The sequence below is a fragment of the Oceanobacillus massiliensis str. N'diop genome (assembly GCF_000285495.1).
Lineage (GTDB): Bacteria > Bacillota > Bacilli > Bacillales > Amphibacillaceae > Oceanobacillus > Oceanobacillus massiliensis.
Map to the genome: position 1 here is coordinate 354890 of NZ_HE610977.1, position 17419 is coordinate 372308.

Sequence of the window (17419 nt, forward strand, 5' to 3'; positions counted from 1 at the left end):
GTATATCAGCCGATTTTATAATATTGGCAATCGATGCTTTATATACCGGTACTCTTGAAAACTCCTGTTCCGCTGCTTCCATTAATGTATTTCTTTTATGAACAGGAAGGTTAAAAAATGTCTGTTTAGGCAATGTTCTTCCTCCAAACTATCATGAAGTGACATGATGTCATTTATCGTATACGTTCATGATAAATGACATTGTGTCACGTTGTCAAAGAATTTGATGACAGGGCGTCACTTCACTGTATTAAACATACCATGCAATTGTGGTAAAAATATGGTAATCCTGTGGAAACATAGCTGAGAATACTGCTGTTCTTCGATTTCTTTCTATTCTCGTCTTTTTGATGTAGTATCATACACTCAGCAGAATGGGTCAATAAAAAAGGAAGGAACTGAAATCCAGTTTCCCTCCTTAAATAAGATATTTGCCCATTTTCTAGTACTCCTTGCCGAGAATTCCTATAATTTCATCCTCTATCACCTTTCCTTCATCTTCATCAAGCAGGTTATTGATCATAATTGAAATAATCAATTTTTCCCCGTCCGACTTATTCATGTATCCGGATAAGGTACTCACTCCTTCAATGGTTCCTGTTTTTGCCTTTACCGAAAATCCTTTCATTCTCTCACGAAGCGTGCCGCCAATCATTCTATCCTCTTCTCCTGCAATTGGCAGTGATGCCAGATATACCGGAAACCATTCTTTATTCTGAATTTCATATAAGAGCTTTGAGATCTCAGATGGGGGTATAAGATTGCTATGGGATATTCCGGACCCATCTTTAAGCTTGATGCTCGCCATTTCCATACCAAGGGCATCCATTTCTTTACCCAATACATCAAGTCCCGACTCCCAGCTTCCTTCATTATGTATTTTCTTGCCCATTTCCTTGACCAAGATCTCCGCAATGCCATTGTTGCTTAATTTCATGAAAGGAACGAGCAGTTCTGATAGCCGGATGGAACTTCGGGACAAAAGCAGCCCAGCAGATGCAGGAGCGGGACCGAGCTTTACAGATCCATTCCATGTGATGCCATGCTTTTTAAGTGACTGTCCAAAGAGGTCCATTGCATATTCACTTACCCCCCATACGGCCATCCACTCTTTAATTGGCTCGGCATGATGGGATATTCTCCCTTTAATTGTTATAAAATTGCCGCCATGATCGCGTTCTATAATCAGTTCATCCTCAACTGTTTCGCTCACTGTTACGGCCTCATTATAAATCGTTATATAATTGGTCGCTGGGCTAATCGTAAAGGCTGGATTCTCTCCTGCCTCCCCCGGGGCGACTTCAATCATGACAGACCCTGTATCATAATCTTCATTTGGAGATGCCGTTAACGCTGAGACTTGCGCCCCATAATAATATTGCTCGTCTTTCCATACCAAGTCCGGGGAAATCCGGACATCATCATACCATGTATCGTCACCAATTATATCTCCATTAATCGTGCGAATCCCCATTGCCTTCATCTTTTCAGCAAAGGCATCAAAATCTTTCTCCAATAGTGTCGGATCACCTTTGCCAATGATATATAAATTTCCTTCTAGCATGTTTTCGCCTATGGTTCCATCTGATCTGATTTCTGTATTAAATCTATACTCGGCCCCTAGCACGTTAAGTGCCGCCGCCGCAGTCAGTAATTTCATATTGGATGCCGGGTGCAGTCGGATATCACCTTGATGCTCATAGACTGCATCTCCCGATGATGCTTTGCGGATACTAATCCCGATTAGGCCACCTTTGATTTTCTTATCACTTTCGACATAGTTTGTTATATTTTCTACCAGCATGTTATTCCTCCTGTCTCCTGAAAACCAACTATTTAACATAATTCTACAAAGACGGGACAGAATCCTTTTTTATGATGGTTTTTATCAGTTTCAGGACATGGCATCCCATTTTTCTGCTTTTGGTTGCTATGCCCTTCCTTATTGCTCGCATTGCCATATACTGTTTGTATATTATGATTTGGGGGTGAAATTATGAGTGGTTACGCTGGTGGCGGCCAAGGAGGATATGGCGGTGGCTTTGCTTTGGTTGTCGTATTGTTTATTTTGCTAATCATTGTAGGAACTTCTTTCGGATCCTTCTACTAGGATAGAATCTAACCCATTTTCAGCTTAGCATCTTTCCTCCTCTCAAATGAAAACGGAAATCTTTAAGGGATGCCTGGTGCATCCTTTTTGTTTTATCAACGCTGTTCTCTCAAAAGATTTCTTTGCCTTTTAAAATAAAAATATAACCTGCAGGGCCACCAAATACCGGCAATGCCTTCGAAAGATTCTTTTTGATAGAATCCTCCACCAATCGTTATGCCCTCGGCTGATACATAAATTGCCAATTGATATTTCCTGTAAATCTCCATATAATAGGAACATACGTTCTAAACAGGTGGTGGTATTGGTTTGGATTATTCATCTTATCCACGTAATGATGTGCTTTGTATTGATATGTTCTGTTATTATTATATAAACGATATATTAATAGTTTACAAATGTCAGCTAAAGATAGAGGTAGTAAGGTTGATAAGTATAGTGACAAGATTTGTTTTTGTAAACTATTTATTTTCATCAATAAGGGGAGGATTTATTGAAAAAAAATCAACATCGTTATGGTCTTTATGTAGAGATTGCCAAAGATAAAAATGAGTTAAGATACATGATCACTGATAATGGTATCCCTGTACAAGATGCCTGTCTTTGGTTGGACTTGATAAGTATTAATAGTTATTTAACAGGTGAGCGTTATGCCTACATTCTACTACGCTATTTTCGCTTTTTAAGAGCTAACAGAATGAATTACCGAGAAGTGGTTAATAAAAGGGTGGTAGAAGAATATATTAAAGATCTCCTTGGAATAGGTGAAAAGATTATTAATATAGAAGCGCAGTTAACTTTTACTGCTTTAAGTACACATATCACAGTATTAAAGGCTTTTTACCACTGGTTAGAAGATGAACAAAAAGTATCAACAAATCCAGTATTATTAGGAAGTAAAAGAGTTAAACAGGCTCCTTTAGTGAATACAAAGTTACTCTATGGCCAGATATGGCAATTTGATATTGCGGAAACCATTCTTTCACGGGTTACATACAGAAGAAAAAGAAACCATCTTAAGTGGTACTCTGAAAAAGAAATATCAGCAATTCGAGATGAATTACCTACTTTAAGAGATGAAATCATATTTGCCATCAGTGTAGAGACCGGTATGCGTATCGGAGAAATTCTAGGCCTAAAGCTTGATCATTTTGACCCTTTTGAACAAACACTAGTAATAGTTAAACAAACAAACATTGAAAATCGTGCTCAAGCAAAAACAAATGAACGCACTCTACATATATACCAGTCGTTATCTGAAATGATTCAGGCCTATATTAGCACCGATAGACAAACAGCAGACTTATTTTATTCTAAATATTTGTTTTTAAATTCACAGGGACCACATAAAGGGCAGCCGCTTCGATCAAGAAATTTTTTGCGCATTTTAAAAAACGCAGGCTATAGGGCTGGGTTGAAGAAAGAAGAATTACGAACTCACAGTGGACGAAGTACACGTGCACAACAGCTAGTAGAATTAATGAGGGAAAAACCTGAATTAGGTATTACAAAGACATTTATTGAAGAAGAACTAGGATGGAAAAGTGTGAAGAGCATTAAAACCTATGAAAAAGGTTATTCCTCGCGACAAAAAAGAAAAATTTTGGAGAGAATCTACCCCATTATTCTGGAGGGAAAAAAGCATTCCCTAGAGGAAGGAGAAAACTAGAGTGATGATAGAACTCGTTAAAGAGGGATCTTTACGTTGCACAATTTTGCTTAATAATACTGAGATATCGCTCCATTGGAAAAAGGGATTTCAGTTGCTGAAACAATATATTTCAGCCTTGGATGAAGCTCTAAGTATACAAGATATAGAAATCATATCTAGATTACCAGAAAAATTTGGTGAGAACACACCTCGAGTATTATATAAAATTTCAGAACATTCATATTTTAACGATCGATTTGTAAATCTCTTCGTAAAGGTTGGTGAGAAATTCTTAGAAGAAGGAACTCATTTCACAAAAAGTGCTTTTTGCAAATTTCTGAGCCCATACAGTAAAGAAACTAACTACTTGGGAGTATTACTTAGAGACAGTTCACCCTTTAATGATGGTATGAATCAGTTTAATAATGTTGTTAAATCAGTATTGACAAATGCACTAAATAAACGGTCTAGTAAAAAAATATATAAAATTTATAAAACCATTAAATTTGAACAGTTCTTTAAATTAGCCACTTGTGAATTGTCTAAAGAGTTTAAAGCTTACCTTAATCATTGCATGGATCTTTTGGCACATGAGGGAAGAACAGTAAGTTTTCATGCACTTCTAATCACCGCAATACAGGTAAGAATTGAATTTCCCTGGTTAAATTTACAACAACAGGAATTCATCATAAATATCATAAAAGCTTGGCGAGACGCTAACGAGAAAAATAATCAACAACTTAGTATGGAGATTGGAGCTAATAATTGGACCATTCCTTATATCGATGTACAAACAACTCGAGTAATTAATATAGATTTTTCGAACCTCTACAAAATGAAACGTGAAGTACAACATTACTTACTTTATTGGTATGAGAATGGAGAATCACCTAAGGCTCTTTCGAGAAGGTACCACACATTATGTCGTGTAACGAATGCGATTAAAACTATCGGTGTAAAATATACTTCATTTCTTGATATAACATATGTTGAATCATTACAAATTCTCGATTGTCTTCAACTGATGAAAGCTACCAATGGAAGAAGAAAATATAACGTAAGCTCAATTAGTGATGCTTTTAGTGAACTAAGGATATTATTTGACTGGTTGAAAGAAAAAAGCAATCGATCCTCCCTTCGTAATCCGTTTCGACGTATTACATTTTCTAATGTTGACGGTTTTACCAAGAACAGTGTATATATTCCAGATGAGGTTGTAAAACAAATATCAGCTGTTATTCATGATTGCCCTGTTCACGTGCAAAGAACATGGCTTATCATGATGCATACAGGAATGAGGGCTGGAGACGTATTAAAACTTAAAAGTGATTGCTTAACATTCAATGAAAAGGAAAAACTTCACTATATAAATTTCATTCCGAGCAAAACTTTTAAACAACGCAGGAAATCAGGACTTGAAGATTACCACAGTGTCCCCCTCTTAAGTCAAGAAGTGGTTGATATAATTCAACTACAAATCATGGAGACGGAATTGTTACGTGTTACTGGGAAAACGCCATTTATTTTTGTGAAATTAGCAAACAGTCGACGACACGACAAAGATATGTCTATTACTGGGCACCAAGGAACTACGATTGCAAATTCTATCAATAGATGTATTAAACGACACAGTATTAAGGATGTTAATGGTCATTATTGGCATTATACAAACCACCAGTGTAGAAAAACTTTAGCCGTTAAGCTTCTTACATCCGGCAGTTCAATAGCAGATGTCGGTGAAATCCTTGGTCATCAAAATGAAAATACAACTCGTCAATATTATCAAGATGTTGATGCACTTAAGATTGCAGAATTAGATCGTGAATTATTTGAAAAACTCTTTGATGACATTGATGAGGAAATTCGTAAAGCTTATACCACAACTGAATTTGAACAACTGAAGAAGGAAATTTTGACGGGTTCACGCGAAACTCCTGAAGGGCATGGTAGTTGCCTAAAGCATGTATCTTTTGGCCCTTGTCAGAAACGCTCATGTGTTGGTTGCTCTTTGCTTTTAACAGGCCCTCAAAAGTTACCGATGTGGCGTAAACTCTATGTTGAGCAAAAAGCTTACCTGGAAGCCATGATTCAAATAATGAAAAAACAAGGTATTCATAACTATGAGGTCTACCGAGACTATCAAGCTGAAAACCATTTACTTTCCTTGTATGCTGATACAATTAATAAAATAGAATCATTTATAAAAGAAAGGATGCCAAAGTATGACGAAAAATAATTTGGTGTTTGAAACCTTCCCTCTTTATAACAAACAGAGCCTGGAGGAATTACTTAAGAACCGAATAAACCAATTAGGTGATTTCTCATTTGAAGATGATAAGTGGTATTATAGCAAAAAGAATGATAACCCCTTAAGAAAAGAAGATTTCATAGTGAATTTTTATCAAGTACCTATCCAGTACAAAAATGAATTAAAATATTATGCATTATTATCAACCGGTCTCCCAAGAGTTATTAGAACCAAATGTAACAAGATATCACAATTTCTTAAATTCATTGATAAGACCTATCTTGGATTACCTATAGCAGAGATTACACGGTCTCATGTGAACGCTTACGAATATCAATTAAGACTAAAAAACTCTGCTACATACGTTAAACAGGGATATTACGCTGCTATTCAAGATTTTTTTATGAAACTTACTGATTTTGATGATACACCCAATACTGTTCCAACTAAGAACATTAATCCTTTTCGATATATTAAAGAAAAAAGTAAGAGAAAGCCTATTCCTAAAAAAGTTATACGGTCTTGGGATCGGATAATGAAAGATCAAGATATCTCTATTCCTCTCGAATTTCGCACATTCTATTGGTTAATACGTTCCTTTCCAAACCGTATTTCTGAATTGCTTTCTATGAGAAGGGATTGTTTGAAATCTTTTTACAGTGAGTACTTAATCCAGATCCCAACTACTAAGCAAAGCGGTGGTTATATTCAAGAAGAAATTAAAACCATACCTGTAGCATACAGTGGCCATGGGAAATACGTAATTAATCTAATTCAGCAACTTCAAGAGCAAACGGAAGAATTGTTGCTGAAAAATAATATAGAAGAAGATATAAGAACTGATTTTTTATTTATTGTTCAACAATGGGGATTTAAAAATAACGGAGAGAAGCCTAGTGTACGCTATTATGACCAAATATTTCACTTGAAAAAACATAAAATTAATGCATTGTTTAAACAACTTGCTGAAATTTTAGATTTTCGAGACGATTTAAACCAACTTATTATTCCTACGTCACACCAATTTCGTCATAATGCAGTAACGGATCGTGCTTATGCAGTAGGTTATACTTTGGAACAAATTCGACGGCTAACTGGACATAAGAATGAGGTAATGCCTAAGCACTATACACATCAACTTATTGAAAAACATAAGGAAATTCACCTCGGTATCGAGAACCTTCGTTCTTCTAATGACAGCCCAGTTGAATTTCGTGGGAAAATAATGAATCTTGATGAACGTACTACAAAACAACTTTCAAGGGAACCAAGGCGTTATCTTACATGGGAGGCTAATGGAAAAAAAGGTGTCGGGATCTGTAGTGATATCACTGGTTGTAACCCTAAGGGAACTTCAGTTCATTTTGAGTGTTATGCTTGTGATTGGTTCGTACCCAAATTAGAATATTTAAAGGATTATAAAGCTGAATACGAGTACTGGATGGATGTGGTTGACCGAACATCTGGAGATACTAAACGTGCTGCACACTTTGAAAATGCTATTCGAAATGTAAGTTATTTAGAACGCATCTTAAAAATTTGTGAAAATGGAATTGAACATTTTAAAGAGGAGAAGCTCCAAGAACAACTTGATAAATTTAATACTCCTCCAGTTTGGGAGTGAAACATATGCCTAATGAAGGGTTACAATTGTTACAACAGAAAAAGCGTGAAGATAGTATCGAACGTGTAAGTTGGGCACTACAATACCTTAAGGATTTAGAAGGACCACATTGTCGTATTACAGCAGTCAAGCTAGCTGACATCGCTGGTTTAAGTAGGGCAGCTTTATATAAGCCCCATTTACGGATTTTGTGGGATAAAAACTGGTCTAAATCTGAAAAAGAAAGAAAAGCTAAGAAGGAGTCCGAACATTATAATCAAGAAAAGCAACAATTAGAAAAAGAAATAATTCATTTAGAGAAAAAGCTCCAAAAAGGAGATAATCAGATTACCAGATTAACTCAGTTAGTAGAAAAAGAAAAAATGAGAGCTAACGTCTACCGTAGTGATTATGAAGAACTTAAAGAAAAACATCAGAGACTCCTTCTCCATAACCTTCGCCTTCTTCGTAAACTACATATTCTCGGTATTGACACCTCTGATCTCACAGACCAGTCCTTATATGGTGATGAAGACATTGATTAATTCAATGTCTCCATCATCTTAAAGTAAAGATATAGCTAAAATTTCATTGAAATTAAGCCACTCGTCTCTGTCTTTGCATTTTATTAGTACTTTATCCCGTTCAGGTGATACTTTCTTTACTTTCCCAACAATATAGGTGTCCTCGTATAGATTGAAGATCTGCATCTTAACATCTTTATTTCGTTTCATAGCCTCCCCAATACTGTGAGAAAATAATTCAATTTGTTGTTCATCTAGAATAGGTTTTTTTCTTTTGTGTAGCTCTTTTTGGTGTTGTTGAAGCACTTCTTTATGTTCAGGTAACATCATCCGGCTTGACTCCCATAATAAATTAGAACCCGGGGTAAGTTTGTTAAGTTTCACTTTAGCTTCCTCCTATATTAAGGTTATTTATAGTGACCACCAATTTTTTCAGCTCGGGCAAAAGCTTGCCCTGATTTAGTTAATGAAGACGCACGGACAATAGATGTTTGGCCGTATTTAGAACGGATTATATCCATTGCTTGGTTTAATTCTTCTTTTCTCATGGAAAAGTCAAAAAGACTTAGCTGATATGAATCTGCTGATTGCAATTGGGATAATGTAATACCTGCGCTTCTTATCGGTAATCTATCCCAATGTGTACAAAATAATTTAAAAGCAGCTTTAAAAATGTCCATCCCAAAATTAGTAGGTGTTGTTAATTTCACTTGCCGATGGAAGCCAGTAGGGTTCTCAAAATCAGCTCCTCTTACTCCCACAGATACAGTATTACCCCTATAGTTTTTCGCTCGAACGCGTTGGGCAACTTCTTCACTTAGCTCCAACAGTATTACTTTAATTTCTTCGAGTGTTCCGTAGTCCCTCGGTAAGGTTGTTTGATGCCCGACGGCCTTTTGGTGTACATGGGTATTTAATGTTACAGGTGAGTAGTCAATGCCGTTCGCAATTTGCCATAAAACCTCTCCATTAATTCCCCATCTCTTTTTAAGGATATGAACAGGGAATTGTGCTAACTGACCAATGCTCTGAATACCCATTCGCCCTAAATGATGCTCCATTCGACTTCCGACACCAAACATTTTTCCAATGGGAAGTGGCCACATTTGTTCTTTCATATTTGCAGAATCTAATTGGAAAATACCCTCTTTATTTTTCTTTGCAAAAGCATCACAAGCAATTTTCGCGAGTATCTTGTTTGATCCAATTCCGATTCGGCTATATACACCAGTACCCTCTTGGATTGCGATTTGAAGTTTTTGAGCAATCTCTAAGGGACTCCCAAATAACCGTTGACTACCTGTAACGTCTAGGAATTGCTCGTCTATAGAAAAGGCTTCAACCAGGTCCGTAAACTGCTCTAATATCTGTGTAATTTGGTATGACACCTCAATATATCGTTGCATACGGGGTCTTACAATAATTGCTTCTGGGCATTTTATCTTAGCCTGCCACAATGGTTCGGCAGTTTTTACTCCAGCCTCCTTTGCTAATGGACATGCAGCTAAAATAATGCCACTTCTTCTTTCTGGGTCTCCAGACACAATTAAAGGCTTATCTTGAAACTTTGGGTTATCTGCTTTCTCAACAGAAGCATAGAACGTTTGCATATCTACTAAAAAAATAACTTTTTTCATAAGAAACCTCCAAAATAAAAGGGAACAAATGTTTCTTTTTATATTATATGCGAATATATGTTCTTTATTCAATAAATAATAATTAAAATTTAAGTGGAAATTATGGAAATGATTGCAAATAAGAAAGAGTGTTTGTATGAATCGAGAAATAAGAGTTTTAAAGAAAGTAATTTTTGTGGCTAAACTAAAGGAGGGAATAAGTAATTGTTACTAATGTAAAAGAGCAAAATGGACAATCGCTTAGGTTATAATGAATCGAATACTCAAAGATATATCATATGTACTCTCTTTTAAAAACCCAACAATACTATTAGTGGTACTAAAAGACGTTGGATGTGCCGATTGACATGTCAGACAAAACATAATCACAGGGTACTCAGTATATTTTTCTGAAAGTAGTTGAGAAAATTACTAAAAAACAAGTTAGGGTATTTGTCCAATCGAATAAGCGTGCAACTACAAATAAGATAAAAGGGGGTGTTTTCCCCCTGCTCACTTTCTACAAACCACAATCCCTAATGGTGGTTGTCCGATCGTTTCGTAGCCTGCTCGTTCAATGAGTGCACCTTTTTGATAGTAGAATGTTGTTTCGGAGTAATTAGCAAATAAAATTTTAAACTCTTCTATGGTTAATTGATGGACATGAAAAGGGGAACCGCATGGTCTACCTCTCCCTTTACCAAATGGAGTGGATAATACTAACGTGCCTTCTGGTTTTAGTAACTGGTAAATATTTGATAAAAATTGCTGCTCATTCTCTATATGTTCAATGGTTTCAAAGCTTAAGATAGTATCAAATTGCCCTAATTTCTCTGGTAGTGTCGGATCGACTACATCCTCTTTAAGAAATGTTGTTAACGGATGATAATATGTGCCACGAGCATAGGTAATAGCTTCCTTATCAATATCCACACCAATTACTTCATTCACCCTTTTCTTACATTTTTTTGCGATGATATGACTTCCATATCCTGAGCCGCTTGCAAAATCTAACACTCTTCCTCTAGCATAGTTAATGGAGAAATGGTACCTTGCTACATGCTCGAGTAATAGTTCGTTTGTTATCTTCATTTTTTCGGGAATGACACGTTCTCCAGTATCTTCTAACATTCTCTTCGCCGCTTAATCTTTTTTTGGAAATCGACTAATAAATTATACCATATACAATTAAATTATATTAAATTATAAATAAATATATTTATTTTCCAATAAAAAGGAGCCTTATCAAAAGGCCCCTTTTTTATTGGCTTTATTTTATAATGAGTACTGGACATTCTACTCGTTTCGCTACTTTATGACTAACACTTCCTAAGACCATGGTTTGCAGTTTATTTAGTCCGCGACTTCCTACAATCACACAGTCAAAGTCGTGCTTATTCGCAAAGTCAACAATTGTCGGACCTGGCTCACCGTGTAGGATGTGTGCCTCACATTCGATCTGAGCATCTGTAACCATTTGTTTGACTGCGTTTATTTTTTCGTTTCTTTTCTTTTCGATCGCATACTTATCTGTGGAGTTTAATACATCCGATTTGGCTGTCTGCCCATCCACGATATAGACGATATCAATGGTGCCATCAAATTTTTCTGCTAGCTGTACGGCATACTGGGTAGAGCGAAAAGAATGCTCTGATCCATCCGTTGCGATTAATATTTTTTGAAACATAGTTGTTCCATCCCTTCAGTGTTTGATCCTAGTGTCCGGAAGCCTGTGATAATCCACCAATTCGGTTTTTCAATTGTTCGCTCGCTTCGTTCAATCCAGAATAGTGAACTTCTATATTGTTCTGCGCAAACTTAACTTCAATTTTATCTAATGCCCCAATTGCAGAATCATCCCAAAGGTGTGCGTTTGTTAAATCTATCTCTACTTGTTTAATAGAATCGTCAAAACTAAATTTGTTAGGAAGGTCATTGACAGAAGCGAAGAATAATTGTCCTTGTACGTAATAGACTTTTTTCTCTTCTGATGTAACAAGCTCCTCTTTTACTTTGACCGATGAAATTTTTGCTGCGAAGAAAATGGCACTTAATAGAACTCCAGCTAATACGCCAATTGCTAGATTGTGTGTTAATAACACGATAGCCACTGTTGCAACCATAACTGCTGCGTCTGTTTTTGGTATTTTAGCTAGGTTTTTCACGGAGGCCCAATCAAAGGTACTGATGGCAACCATAATCATAACCCCTGCTAGTGCAGCCATTGGAATTTGTACAACCAATCCACCAAGTACGATAATCAAGAACATCAATACTGCCCCTGCGACAAGTAAGGAAAGACGTCCTTTACCACCCGATTTGACGTTGATAACAGATTGGCCAATCATGGCACAACCAGCCATACCACCGAAAAATCCCGAAACGATATTAGAAATCCCTTGCCCGCGACTTTCTTTATCTTTTTTACTCTCTGTATCTGTCATATCATCTACAATGTTTGCGGTTAATAGAGATTCTACTAATCCAACAACTGCCAATGATAGAGAATAAGGTAAAATAATCATAAATGTTTCGAATGTTAATGGGATTGATGGAAGCAAGAACACTGGTAATTGCTGTGTTAAGGCTCCCATATCTCCAACTGTTCCGACATGCAGATTAGCTGTAATCGCAATAAATGTAACAACTACGATGGCAACTAATGTAGATGGGATAGCTTTTGTAAATCTCGGTAATAGATAAATAATAGCTAATGTTAATGCAACTAAAGCATACATAACCCAGGTTTCGCCGACAAAGTGATCAAGCTGTGACATAAAGATCATGATGGCTAATGCGTTAACGAAACCAATCATAACGGAACGTGGTACAAACTTCATTACTTTCGACAATTTAAAGACACCAAACAAGATTTGGATAACTCCTGTTAAAATGGTTGCAGCTAGTAAATACTGCAGCCCGTGATCGGCGATTAAATTCACCATCAATAGCGCCATTGCACCTGTTGCTCCTGATATCATCCCCGGTCGTCCACCGACAAACGCTAGAACAATAGCGATACAAAATGAAGCATATAATCCAACCATTGGGTCAACACCAGCAATGATGGAAAAAGCGATTGCTTCAGGAATAAGGGCTAATGCAACAACAATACCGGCCATAACGTCACCGCGAATATTCCCAAACCACTCTTGTTGTAATTTTTGTATATTCATGTTTCTACTCCTTCTTAATATATTTTTTACTTTTGATCCTCTCAAAAGTTCATTCCGTTTTCAACAAGACGAATCATACCATATAATTCTTCTTTCGCAAAACCCCGAGAAAGCGTGGCCATTTTAATTTTGCTCGAATATCCTTCTTTTTTCTCGAATTATGTACCTAAAACAACAAACATACATATTAAATACATTTAATTATAACCATTTATAATTGAGCATAATTAGTTGGATGTTTTTTTGCCTCTTAATTTATTTATGGTATGATAAGAGATAGTTTAAAGTTTGGAGGCGTCTTTATGACAAACAAAGCAAACGAAATTATGACAGTTTCACAGGTTGCCGAGTACTTACAGTTAAGTGAAATGACAACATATAAATTGGTGCAAGAAGGCAAAATTCCAGCTTTTAAGATTGGTAGGCATTGGCGAGTTAAAAGAATTGATTTGAATGAATTGATAGAGAGATTAAAGCAAGGGGAACGAATATAGTAGAAAGACTCCAAGGGAAAATTCCCCTGGAGTCTTTTTTAGTTACTTATGAGTTGTGATTTATCTGGTTTCTTTGCGATTAATGAGGAGATAACGCCTATAACAGGAAAGACTAAGGTTATTAGCAGAACTAATGTATAGTTATGAAATAGATCATACCCAATCCCAAAAGGAAGTGGTCCGAGAGAAGAACCTATTACACCAATTGTAACGCCAACTCCATTGATGCTGCCAATGTATCTACGACCAAAGTAATTTGGCCAAATGACATTGAGTGCAATACGTTCTAATCCATTCGCTATTCCCCATACCGTTCCAAAAAGAATAGCTATAATGAAGTTACTTGTAACGAGTAGCATCAAGAGTAGAATGATTTCAATGATAAATATCGCTGTCAGCAAATAGTTTGTCGGAATCCGATCTGTAATGAAACCAGACACAAAGGACATCGGAATTCCTACAACAGCCATCAGGCTCAGCACCGTTGCTGCAACGGCTGGAGACAATTCATTTGAACCGAAAATGGATATGATATGGAATGTAATGCCAGTATTCACCATGGCAGGTATTCCTACACAGACAAGAATAGCCCAAAATGCCTTTGTTTTTCTCGCTTCACTTAATGTCCAATCCTCTGCAGCTTCTTTTATGAAAGGCGAGCCGATAAGCGGCTTTACGCTGGTAGCTTGTTTAGACTGAAAGCCATCTGGCTCAAGTCCCATGTCCTCTGGCCTGTTTCGTACCCCAAATAAAGCGATCGGCACAAATATAACCAACAATAAGATACCCCAGAACTGCCAAGCAAACCGCCAATCCCATGTATTGATTAGCCATGTATTCACAATCGGGAATAACATGGCACTTAGAAAGCTCCCTAAGGTCATAATACTAAAAGCAAGCCCTCTCTTTTTAATAAACCATTGCGCAACTAACGTATTGGGAATAAGTGACATGCTACCCTGTCCGAGTAGCCGGATGAAGAAAAACCCTAATGCGAGCATCCAGATACTTGAGACAATACTGTTCCAAAAACAGGCAATCGCAAAGATTGTCCCAATCGACACCATCATGATCCTCGGGCCAAAACGATCTATAAATCTCCCCACAAAAAGCATAATAAGACCAGCCACAAGCGTTGCTGCAGAATAAATGCCTGACACTTGAGAGCGTGACCAACCGAAGTCAGTTATGTACGCATCAATAAAAGCTGAATTTGAATATGTCTGACCAGGTCCAGAGAAAAATACCCCTAACCCCGCAATCATCACAATAACCCAACCATAATAAATATTTCCGAAAAGTGATTTTGTCTTAGCCAGTAGTTACACCTCTCTTTTCTGTTAAATTAGCGACAAACACACTTGAAAATATAACACTATTAAAATAATTGCGCAAAGAGTCGTTGAGCGAGTAGTGGTTGCTTCACTTTAGAAGGAGTGGAAAGTGAGCATAAGGCTCTTAAATTCGCAGTTTGGTTTTTATTGGAATAAAATTGGATTTAATACACATAATTTATAATTTGATCATATAATTTGCGTATATAAGCAATTAATTATATGATGATACACGAATGAAAGGTGGTGAGGCAAAGATGCTTAAAACTGTAATTGAAATGGATAAAGCTGCAACTATTCTAAAATTGTTAGGTGATAAAACCCGCTTAACTATGGTGAAAATACTTGATAAACATGATTGCTGTGTTTGTGAATTTGTTGAGATCTTTAAAACAAGTCAACCATCTATAAGTCAGCACCTACGTAAATTGCGAGACGTTGGTTTGGTTAAGGAAGAACGAAGAGGACAATGGATTTTTTACTCGATAAATAAAACGAATGAATATTATCCATTTATTCAGCAACTTCTTGATCAACTACCTAGTCAAGATCATAAGTTAAAAGAATTAGAAGAACAAGGAACACGAATCGTATGTTGTTAATTGGAGGGAGAAGACTTTGTCATCAACGCTTATACTGGCGATATTAATATTTTTGGTAACACTGGTTTTAGTTATCTGGCAACCTAAAGGTTTATCCATCGGGTGGTCAGCAATTGGAGGGGCTATCCTTGCCTTATTAGTTGGGGTTGTTGGCTTTAGTGATGTCCTGGAAGTAACGGAAATCGTCTGGAACGCAACCTTAGCTTTTATAGCGATTATTTTAATATCCTTAATATTAGACGAAATCGGGCTATTTGAATGGGCAGCCCTTCATATGGCGAGAATTGCAAAAGGCAATGGTATTAAGATGTTTGTTTATATAAGTATTTTAGGTGCGATTGTCGCGGCCTTTTTTGCCAATGATGGTGCAGCATTGATCCTTACACCTATTGTACTTGCAATGGTTCGGAATTTAAATTTCCAAGAAAAAATGATTTTCCCATTTATTATGGCAAGTGGATTTATCGCAGATACAACCTCCCTGCCATTTGTAGTAAGTAATCTAGTTAATATTGTGTCAGCAGATTTCTTTGGGATTGGATTTGTGGAATATGCTTCGAGAATGATTATTCCAAACTTTTTCGCATTAACTGCAACGATCACTGTATTACTACTTTACTTTCGCAAAAGTATTCCGAGATCGTATGATGTTTCTAAATTAAGTGAACCTGTAGATGCCATCAAGGATCATAAAATGTTTCGTTTATCATGGTATGTGCTTGGATTACTCGTTATTGGTTACTTTGTAAGTGAGTTCGTTCATCTACCTGTTTCAATTGTTGCAGGGGTAATCGCGATCTTCTTTATCCTGATGGCCAGAAATAGTAAAGCAGTGGATACGAAGGCGGTTATTAAAGGCGCACCTTGGAATATTGTGTTTTTCTCGATTGGAATGTATGTAGTGGTATATGGTCTAGGAAATGCTGGACTTACCGATGCGTTAGGCACTGTAATTCAGGCAGCAGCAGAACAGGGCTTATTTATCGCCACTGTTTCAATGGGCTTTATCGCAGCATTTTTATCTTCTATTATGAACAATATGCCTACAGTGATGATTGATGCATTGGCCATTGCTGAAACGAACACATCTGGCGTATTGAGAGAAGCACTTATTTATGCCAATGTGGTGGGTTCTGATTTAGGGCCAAAAATCACCCCAATTGGTTCGCTTGCAACACTTGTATGGCTTCATGTTTTATCCCAAAAAGGAGTGAAAATCTCGTGGGGAACCTATTTTAAAACGGGAATCATTCTAACGATACCAATCCTGTTCATCACCTTATTAGGCCTATATTTAACGTTACTGGTTCTATAAAGAAATTTAATTATAGACTATTACATTAATGGGAAAGGACAAAATAAATTGAGACGTTCTTTCGTAATACCAACTTTGGTTGTTTTTTTAGGTGTGTTTTTCATCTCAGCAGGTTTAGGACTGAGAAGTATAAATGATATCATACTTGCAATTGGGTTTATCCTAGGAGTGATATCCTTTTCACTAGCAGGTTACCTTTCAACCATTTTATTAAAAATTGAAGAAAATAGTAAGGAGAATGATTAATGAGCAAAAAAACAATTTATTTCCTATGTACAGGGAACTCTTGTCGAAGCCAAATGGCAGAAGGCTGGGCAAAACACTATCTTGATGAAGCGTGGGAGGTTAAGAGCGCGGGAATTGAGGCCCACGGCTTGAATCCCAATGCAGTCAAAGCTATGAATGAAGTAGACATTGATATTTCAGAGCAAAAATCAGAAATAATTGAGTCGGACATTTTAAACAATGCCACGTTAGCTGTTACACTGTGCGGAGATGCAGCTGACAAATGTCCCATGACGCCACCTCATGTGAAGCGAGAACACTGGGGTTTTGATGACCCTGCAAAAGCTAAGGGAACAGATGAAGAAAAATGGGCTGTTTTCCAACGCGTACGCGATGAAATTGGGGAAAGAATAAAACGGTTTGCCGAAACAGGGGAATAAATAGAGGGCCATGAGAAATCTAAGGGCTTTTCCTTTCGTCACTATATAAGTATATAGTTATATATTAATGTATAAGGAGAT

Annotated in this window: 16 protein-coding genes and 1 pseudogene; 9 read left to right on the plus strand and 8 right to left on the minus strand. The window is 36.8% G+C overall.

Going from position 1 to position 17419, the window contains the following annotated elements:
* Positions 1-133, minus strand: a pseudogene (locus OMHG_RS18580) (TetR/AcrR family transcriptional regulator); the annotation flags it as partial.
* 309 nt (positions 134-442) lie between these two features.
* Positions 443-1804 (minus strand): D-alanyl-D-alanine carboxypeptidase/D-alanyl-D-alanine endopeptidase, encoded by a 1362-nt coding sequence (dacB, locus tag OMHG_RS07365; protein ID WP_010649687.1) that lies wholly within the window; start codon positions 1802-1804, stop codon positions 443-445.
* Between the two features lie 192 nt (positions 1805-1996).
* Between dacB and OMHG_RS17840 the strand changes: the two genes are divergently transcribed.
* The 5 genes from OMHG_RS17840 (at position 1997) to OMHG_RS07385 (ending at position 8157) form a co-directional block, all read left to right on the plus strand.
* Positions 1997-2110 carry a YjcZ family sporulation protein gene (locus OMHG_RS17840; RefSeq protein ID WP_081498505.1) on the plus strand — a complete coding sequence of 38 codons (114 nt, stop codon included), beginning with the start codon at positions 1997-1999 and terminating at the stop codon, positions 2108-2110.
* A gap of 493 nt (positions 2111-2603) precedes the next feature.
* Entirely contained in the window at positions 2604-3779 is a 1176-nt protein-coding gene (locus OMHG_RS07370; RefSeq protein WP_010649689.1) for a tyrosine-type recombinase/integrase, read from the plus strand.
* Positions 3780-3783: 4 nt separating this feature from the next.
* Positions 3784-5997: a tyrosine-type recombinase/integrase gene (locus OMHG_RS17845; protein WP_010649691.1), complete on the plus strand. Its 2214-nt coding sequence runs from the start codon at positions 3784-3786 to the stop codon at positions 5995-5997.
* Entirely contained in the window at positions 5984-7633 is a 1650-nt protein-coding gene (locus tag OMHG_RS07380; RefSeq protein ID WP_010649693.1) for a tyrosine-type recombinase/integrase, read from the plus strand. The genes OMHG_RS17845 and OMHG_RS07380 overlap by 14 nt, the downstream gene beginning before the upstream one ends.
* Positions 7634-7638: 5 nt before the next feature.
* Positions 7639-8157, plus strand: a complete 519-nt coding sequence (locus OMHG_RS07385; RefSeq protein WP_010649695.1) for a DUF6262 family protein — start codon at positions 7639-7641, stop codon at positions 8155-8157.
* A gap of 18 nt (positions 8158-8175) precedes the next feature.
* Here OMHG_RS07385 and OMHG_RS07390 read toward each other — a convergent pair whose 3' ends face one another.
* The 5 genes from OMHG_RS07390 to OMHG_RS07410 all read right to left on the minus strand — a co-directional run bounded on the left by OMHG_RS07390 (position 8176) and on the right by OMHG_RS07410 (position 12928).
* A complete protein-coding gene (locus OMHG_RS07390; protein ID WP_010649697.1) occupies positions 8176-8520 on the minus strand; it encodes a YolD-like family protein in 345 nt (114 codons plus the stop codon).
* 23 nt (positions 8521-8543) lie between these two features.
* The gene (locus OMHG_RS07395; protein WP_010649698.1) at positions 8544-9773 is read right to left on the minus strand and encodes a DNA polymerase IV; all 1230 of its coding nucleotides are present in this window, start codon (positions 9771-9773) and stop codon (positions 8544-8546) included.
* A 492-nt stretch (positions 9774-10265) separates the two neighbouring features.
* A complete protein-coding gene (locus OMHG_RS07400; protein WP_010649700.1) occupies positions 10266-10883 on the minus strand; it encodes a class I SAM-dependent methyltransferase in 618 nt (205 codons plus the stop codon).
* Between the two features lie 139 nt (positions 10884-11022).
* On the minus strand, positions 11023-11439 hold the full coding sequence (locus tag OMHG_RS07405; RefSeq protein WP_010649702.1) for a universal stress protein: 417 nt from the start codon (positions 11437-11439) through the stop codon (positions 11023-11025).
* Between the two features lie 28 nt (positions 11440-11467).
* Entirely contained in the window at positions 11468-12928 is a 1461-nt protein-coding gene (locus tag OMHG_RS07410) for a SulP family inorganic anion transporter (protein ID WP_010649704.1), read from the minus strand.
* A 302-nt stretch (positions 12929-13230) separates the two neighbouring features.
* Here OMHG_RS07410 and OMHG_RS07415 point away from each other — a divergent pair, with 302 nt between their 5' ends.
* Entirely contained in the window at positions 13231-13422 is a 192-nt protein-coding gene (locus OMHG_RS07415; RefSeq protein ID WP_010649705.1) for a helix-turn-helix domain-containing protein, read from the plus strand.
* A 38-nt stretch (positions 13423-13460) separates the two neighbouring features.
* On the opposite strand, the gene OMHG_RS07420 is transcribed toward OMHG_RS07415, so the two are convergent.
* On the minus strand, positions 13461-14687 hold the full coding sequence (locus OMHG_RS07420) for an MFS transporter (protein WP_010649708.1): 1227 nt from the start codon (positions 14685-14687) through the stop codon (positions 13461-13463).
* Between the two features lie 326 nt (positions 14688-15013).
* Here OMHG_RS07420 and OMHG_RS07425 point away from each other — a divergent pair, with 326 nt between their 5' ends.
* From OMHG_RS07425 to arsC, 3 genes are all read left to right on the plus strand, one after another.
* Complete coding sequence (locus OMHG_RS07425; protein ID WP_010649710.1) at positions 15014-15358, plus strand: ArsR/SmtB family transcription factor; 345 nt, start codon at positions 15014-15016, stop codon at positions 15356-15358.
* Positions 15359-15374: 16 nt separating this feature from the next.
* Positions 15375-16673, plus strand: coding sequence for an arsenic transporter (locus OMHG_RS07430; protein WP_010649712.1), 1299 nt, complete (start codon positions 15375-15377; stop codon positions 16671-16673).
* Positions 16674-16918: 245 nt separating this feature from the next.
* Positions 16919-17338, plus strand: coding sequence for an arsenate reductase (thioredoxin) (arsC, locus tag OMHG_RS07435; RefSeq protein WP_010649714.1), 420 nt, complete (start codon positions 16919-16921; stop codon positions 17336-17338).
* Positions 17339-17419 lie beyond the last annotated feature (81 nt).

Excerpts from the sequence above, each read along its gene's own strand:
- dacB (WP_010649687.1), bottom strand. The coding sequence starts at position 1,804 with ATGCTGGTAGAAAATATAACAAACTATGTCGAAAGTGATAAGAAAATC.
- OMHG_RS17840 (WP_081498505.1), top strand. The coding sequence starts at position 1,997 with ATGAGTGGTTACGCTGGTGGCGGCCAAGGAGGATATGGCGGTGGCTTT.
- OMHG_RS17845 (WP_010649691.1), top strand. The coding sequence starts at position 3,784 with ATGATAGAACTCGTTAAAGAGGGATCTTTACGTTGCACAATTTTGCTT.
- OMHG_RS07380 (WP_010649693.1), top strand. The coding sequence starts at position 5,984 with ATGACGAAAAATAATTTGGTGTTTGAAACCTTCCCTCTTTATAACAAA.
- OMHG_RS07385 (WP_010649695.1), top strand. The coding sequence starts at position 7,639 with ATGCCTAATGAAGGGTTACAATTGTTACAACAGAAAAAGCGTGAAGAT.
- OMHG_RS07395 (WP_010649698.1), bottom strand. The coding sequence starts at position 9,773 with ATGAAAAAAGTTATTTTTTTAGTAGATATGCAAACGTTCTATGCTTCT.
- OMHG_RS07400 (WP_010649700.1), bottom strand. The coding sequence starts at position 10,883 with ATGTTAGAAGATACTGGAGAACGTGTCATTCCCGAAAAAATGAAGATA.
- OMHG_RS07405 (WP_010649702.1), bottom strand. The coding sequence starts at position 11,439 with ATGTTTCAAAAAATATTAATCGCAACGGATGGATCAGAGCATTCTTTT.
- OMHG_RS07410 (WP_010649704.1), bottom strand. The coding sequence starts at position 12,928 with ATGAATATACAAAAATTACAACAAGAGTGGTTTGGGAATATTCGCGGT.
- OMHG_RS07415 (WP_010649705.1), top strand. The coding sequence starts at position 13,231 with ATGACAAACAAAGCAAACGAAATTATGACAGTTTCACAGGTTGCCGAG.
- OMHG_RS07420 (WP_010649708.1), bottom strand. The coding sequence starts at position 14,687 with ATGATTGCGGGGTTAGGGGTATTTTTCTCTGGACCTGGTCAGACATAT.
- OMHG_RS07425 (WP_010649710.1), top strand. The coding sequence starts at position 15,014 with ATGCTTAAAACTGTAATTGAAATGGATAAAGCTGCAACTATTCTAAAA.
- arsC (WP_010649714.1), top strand. The coding sequence starts at position 16,919 with ATGAGCAAAAAAACAATTTATTTCCTATGTACAGGGAACTCTTGTCGA.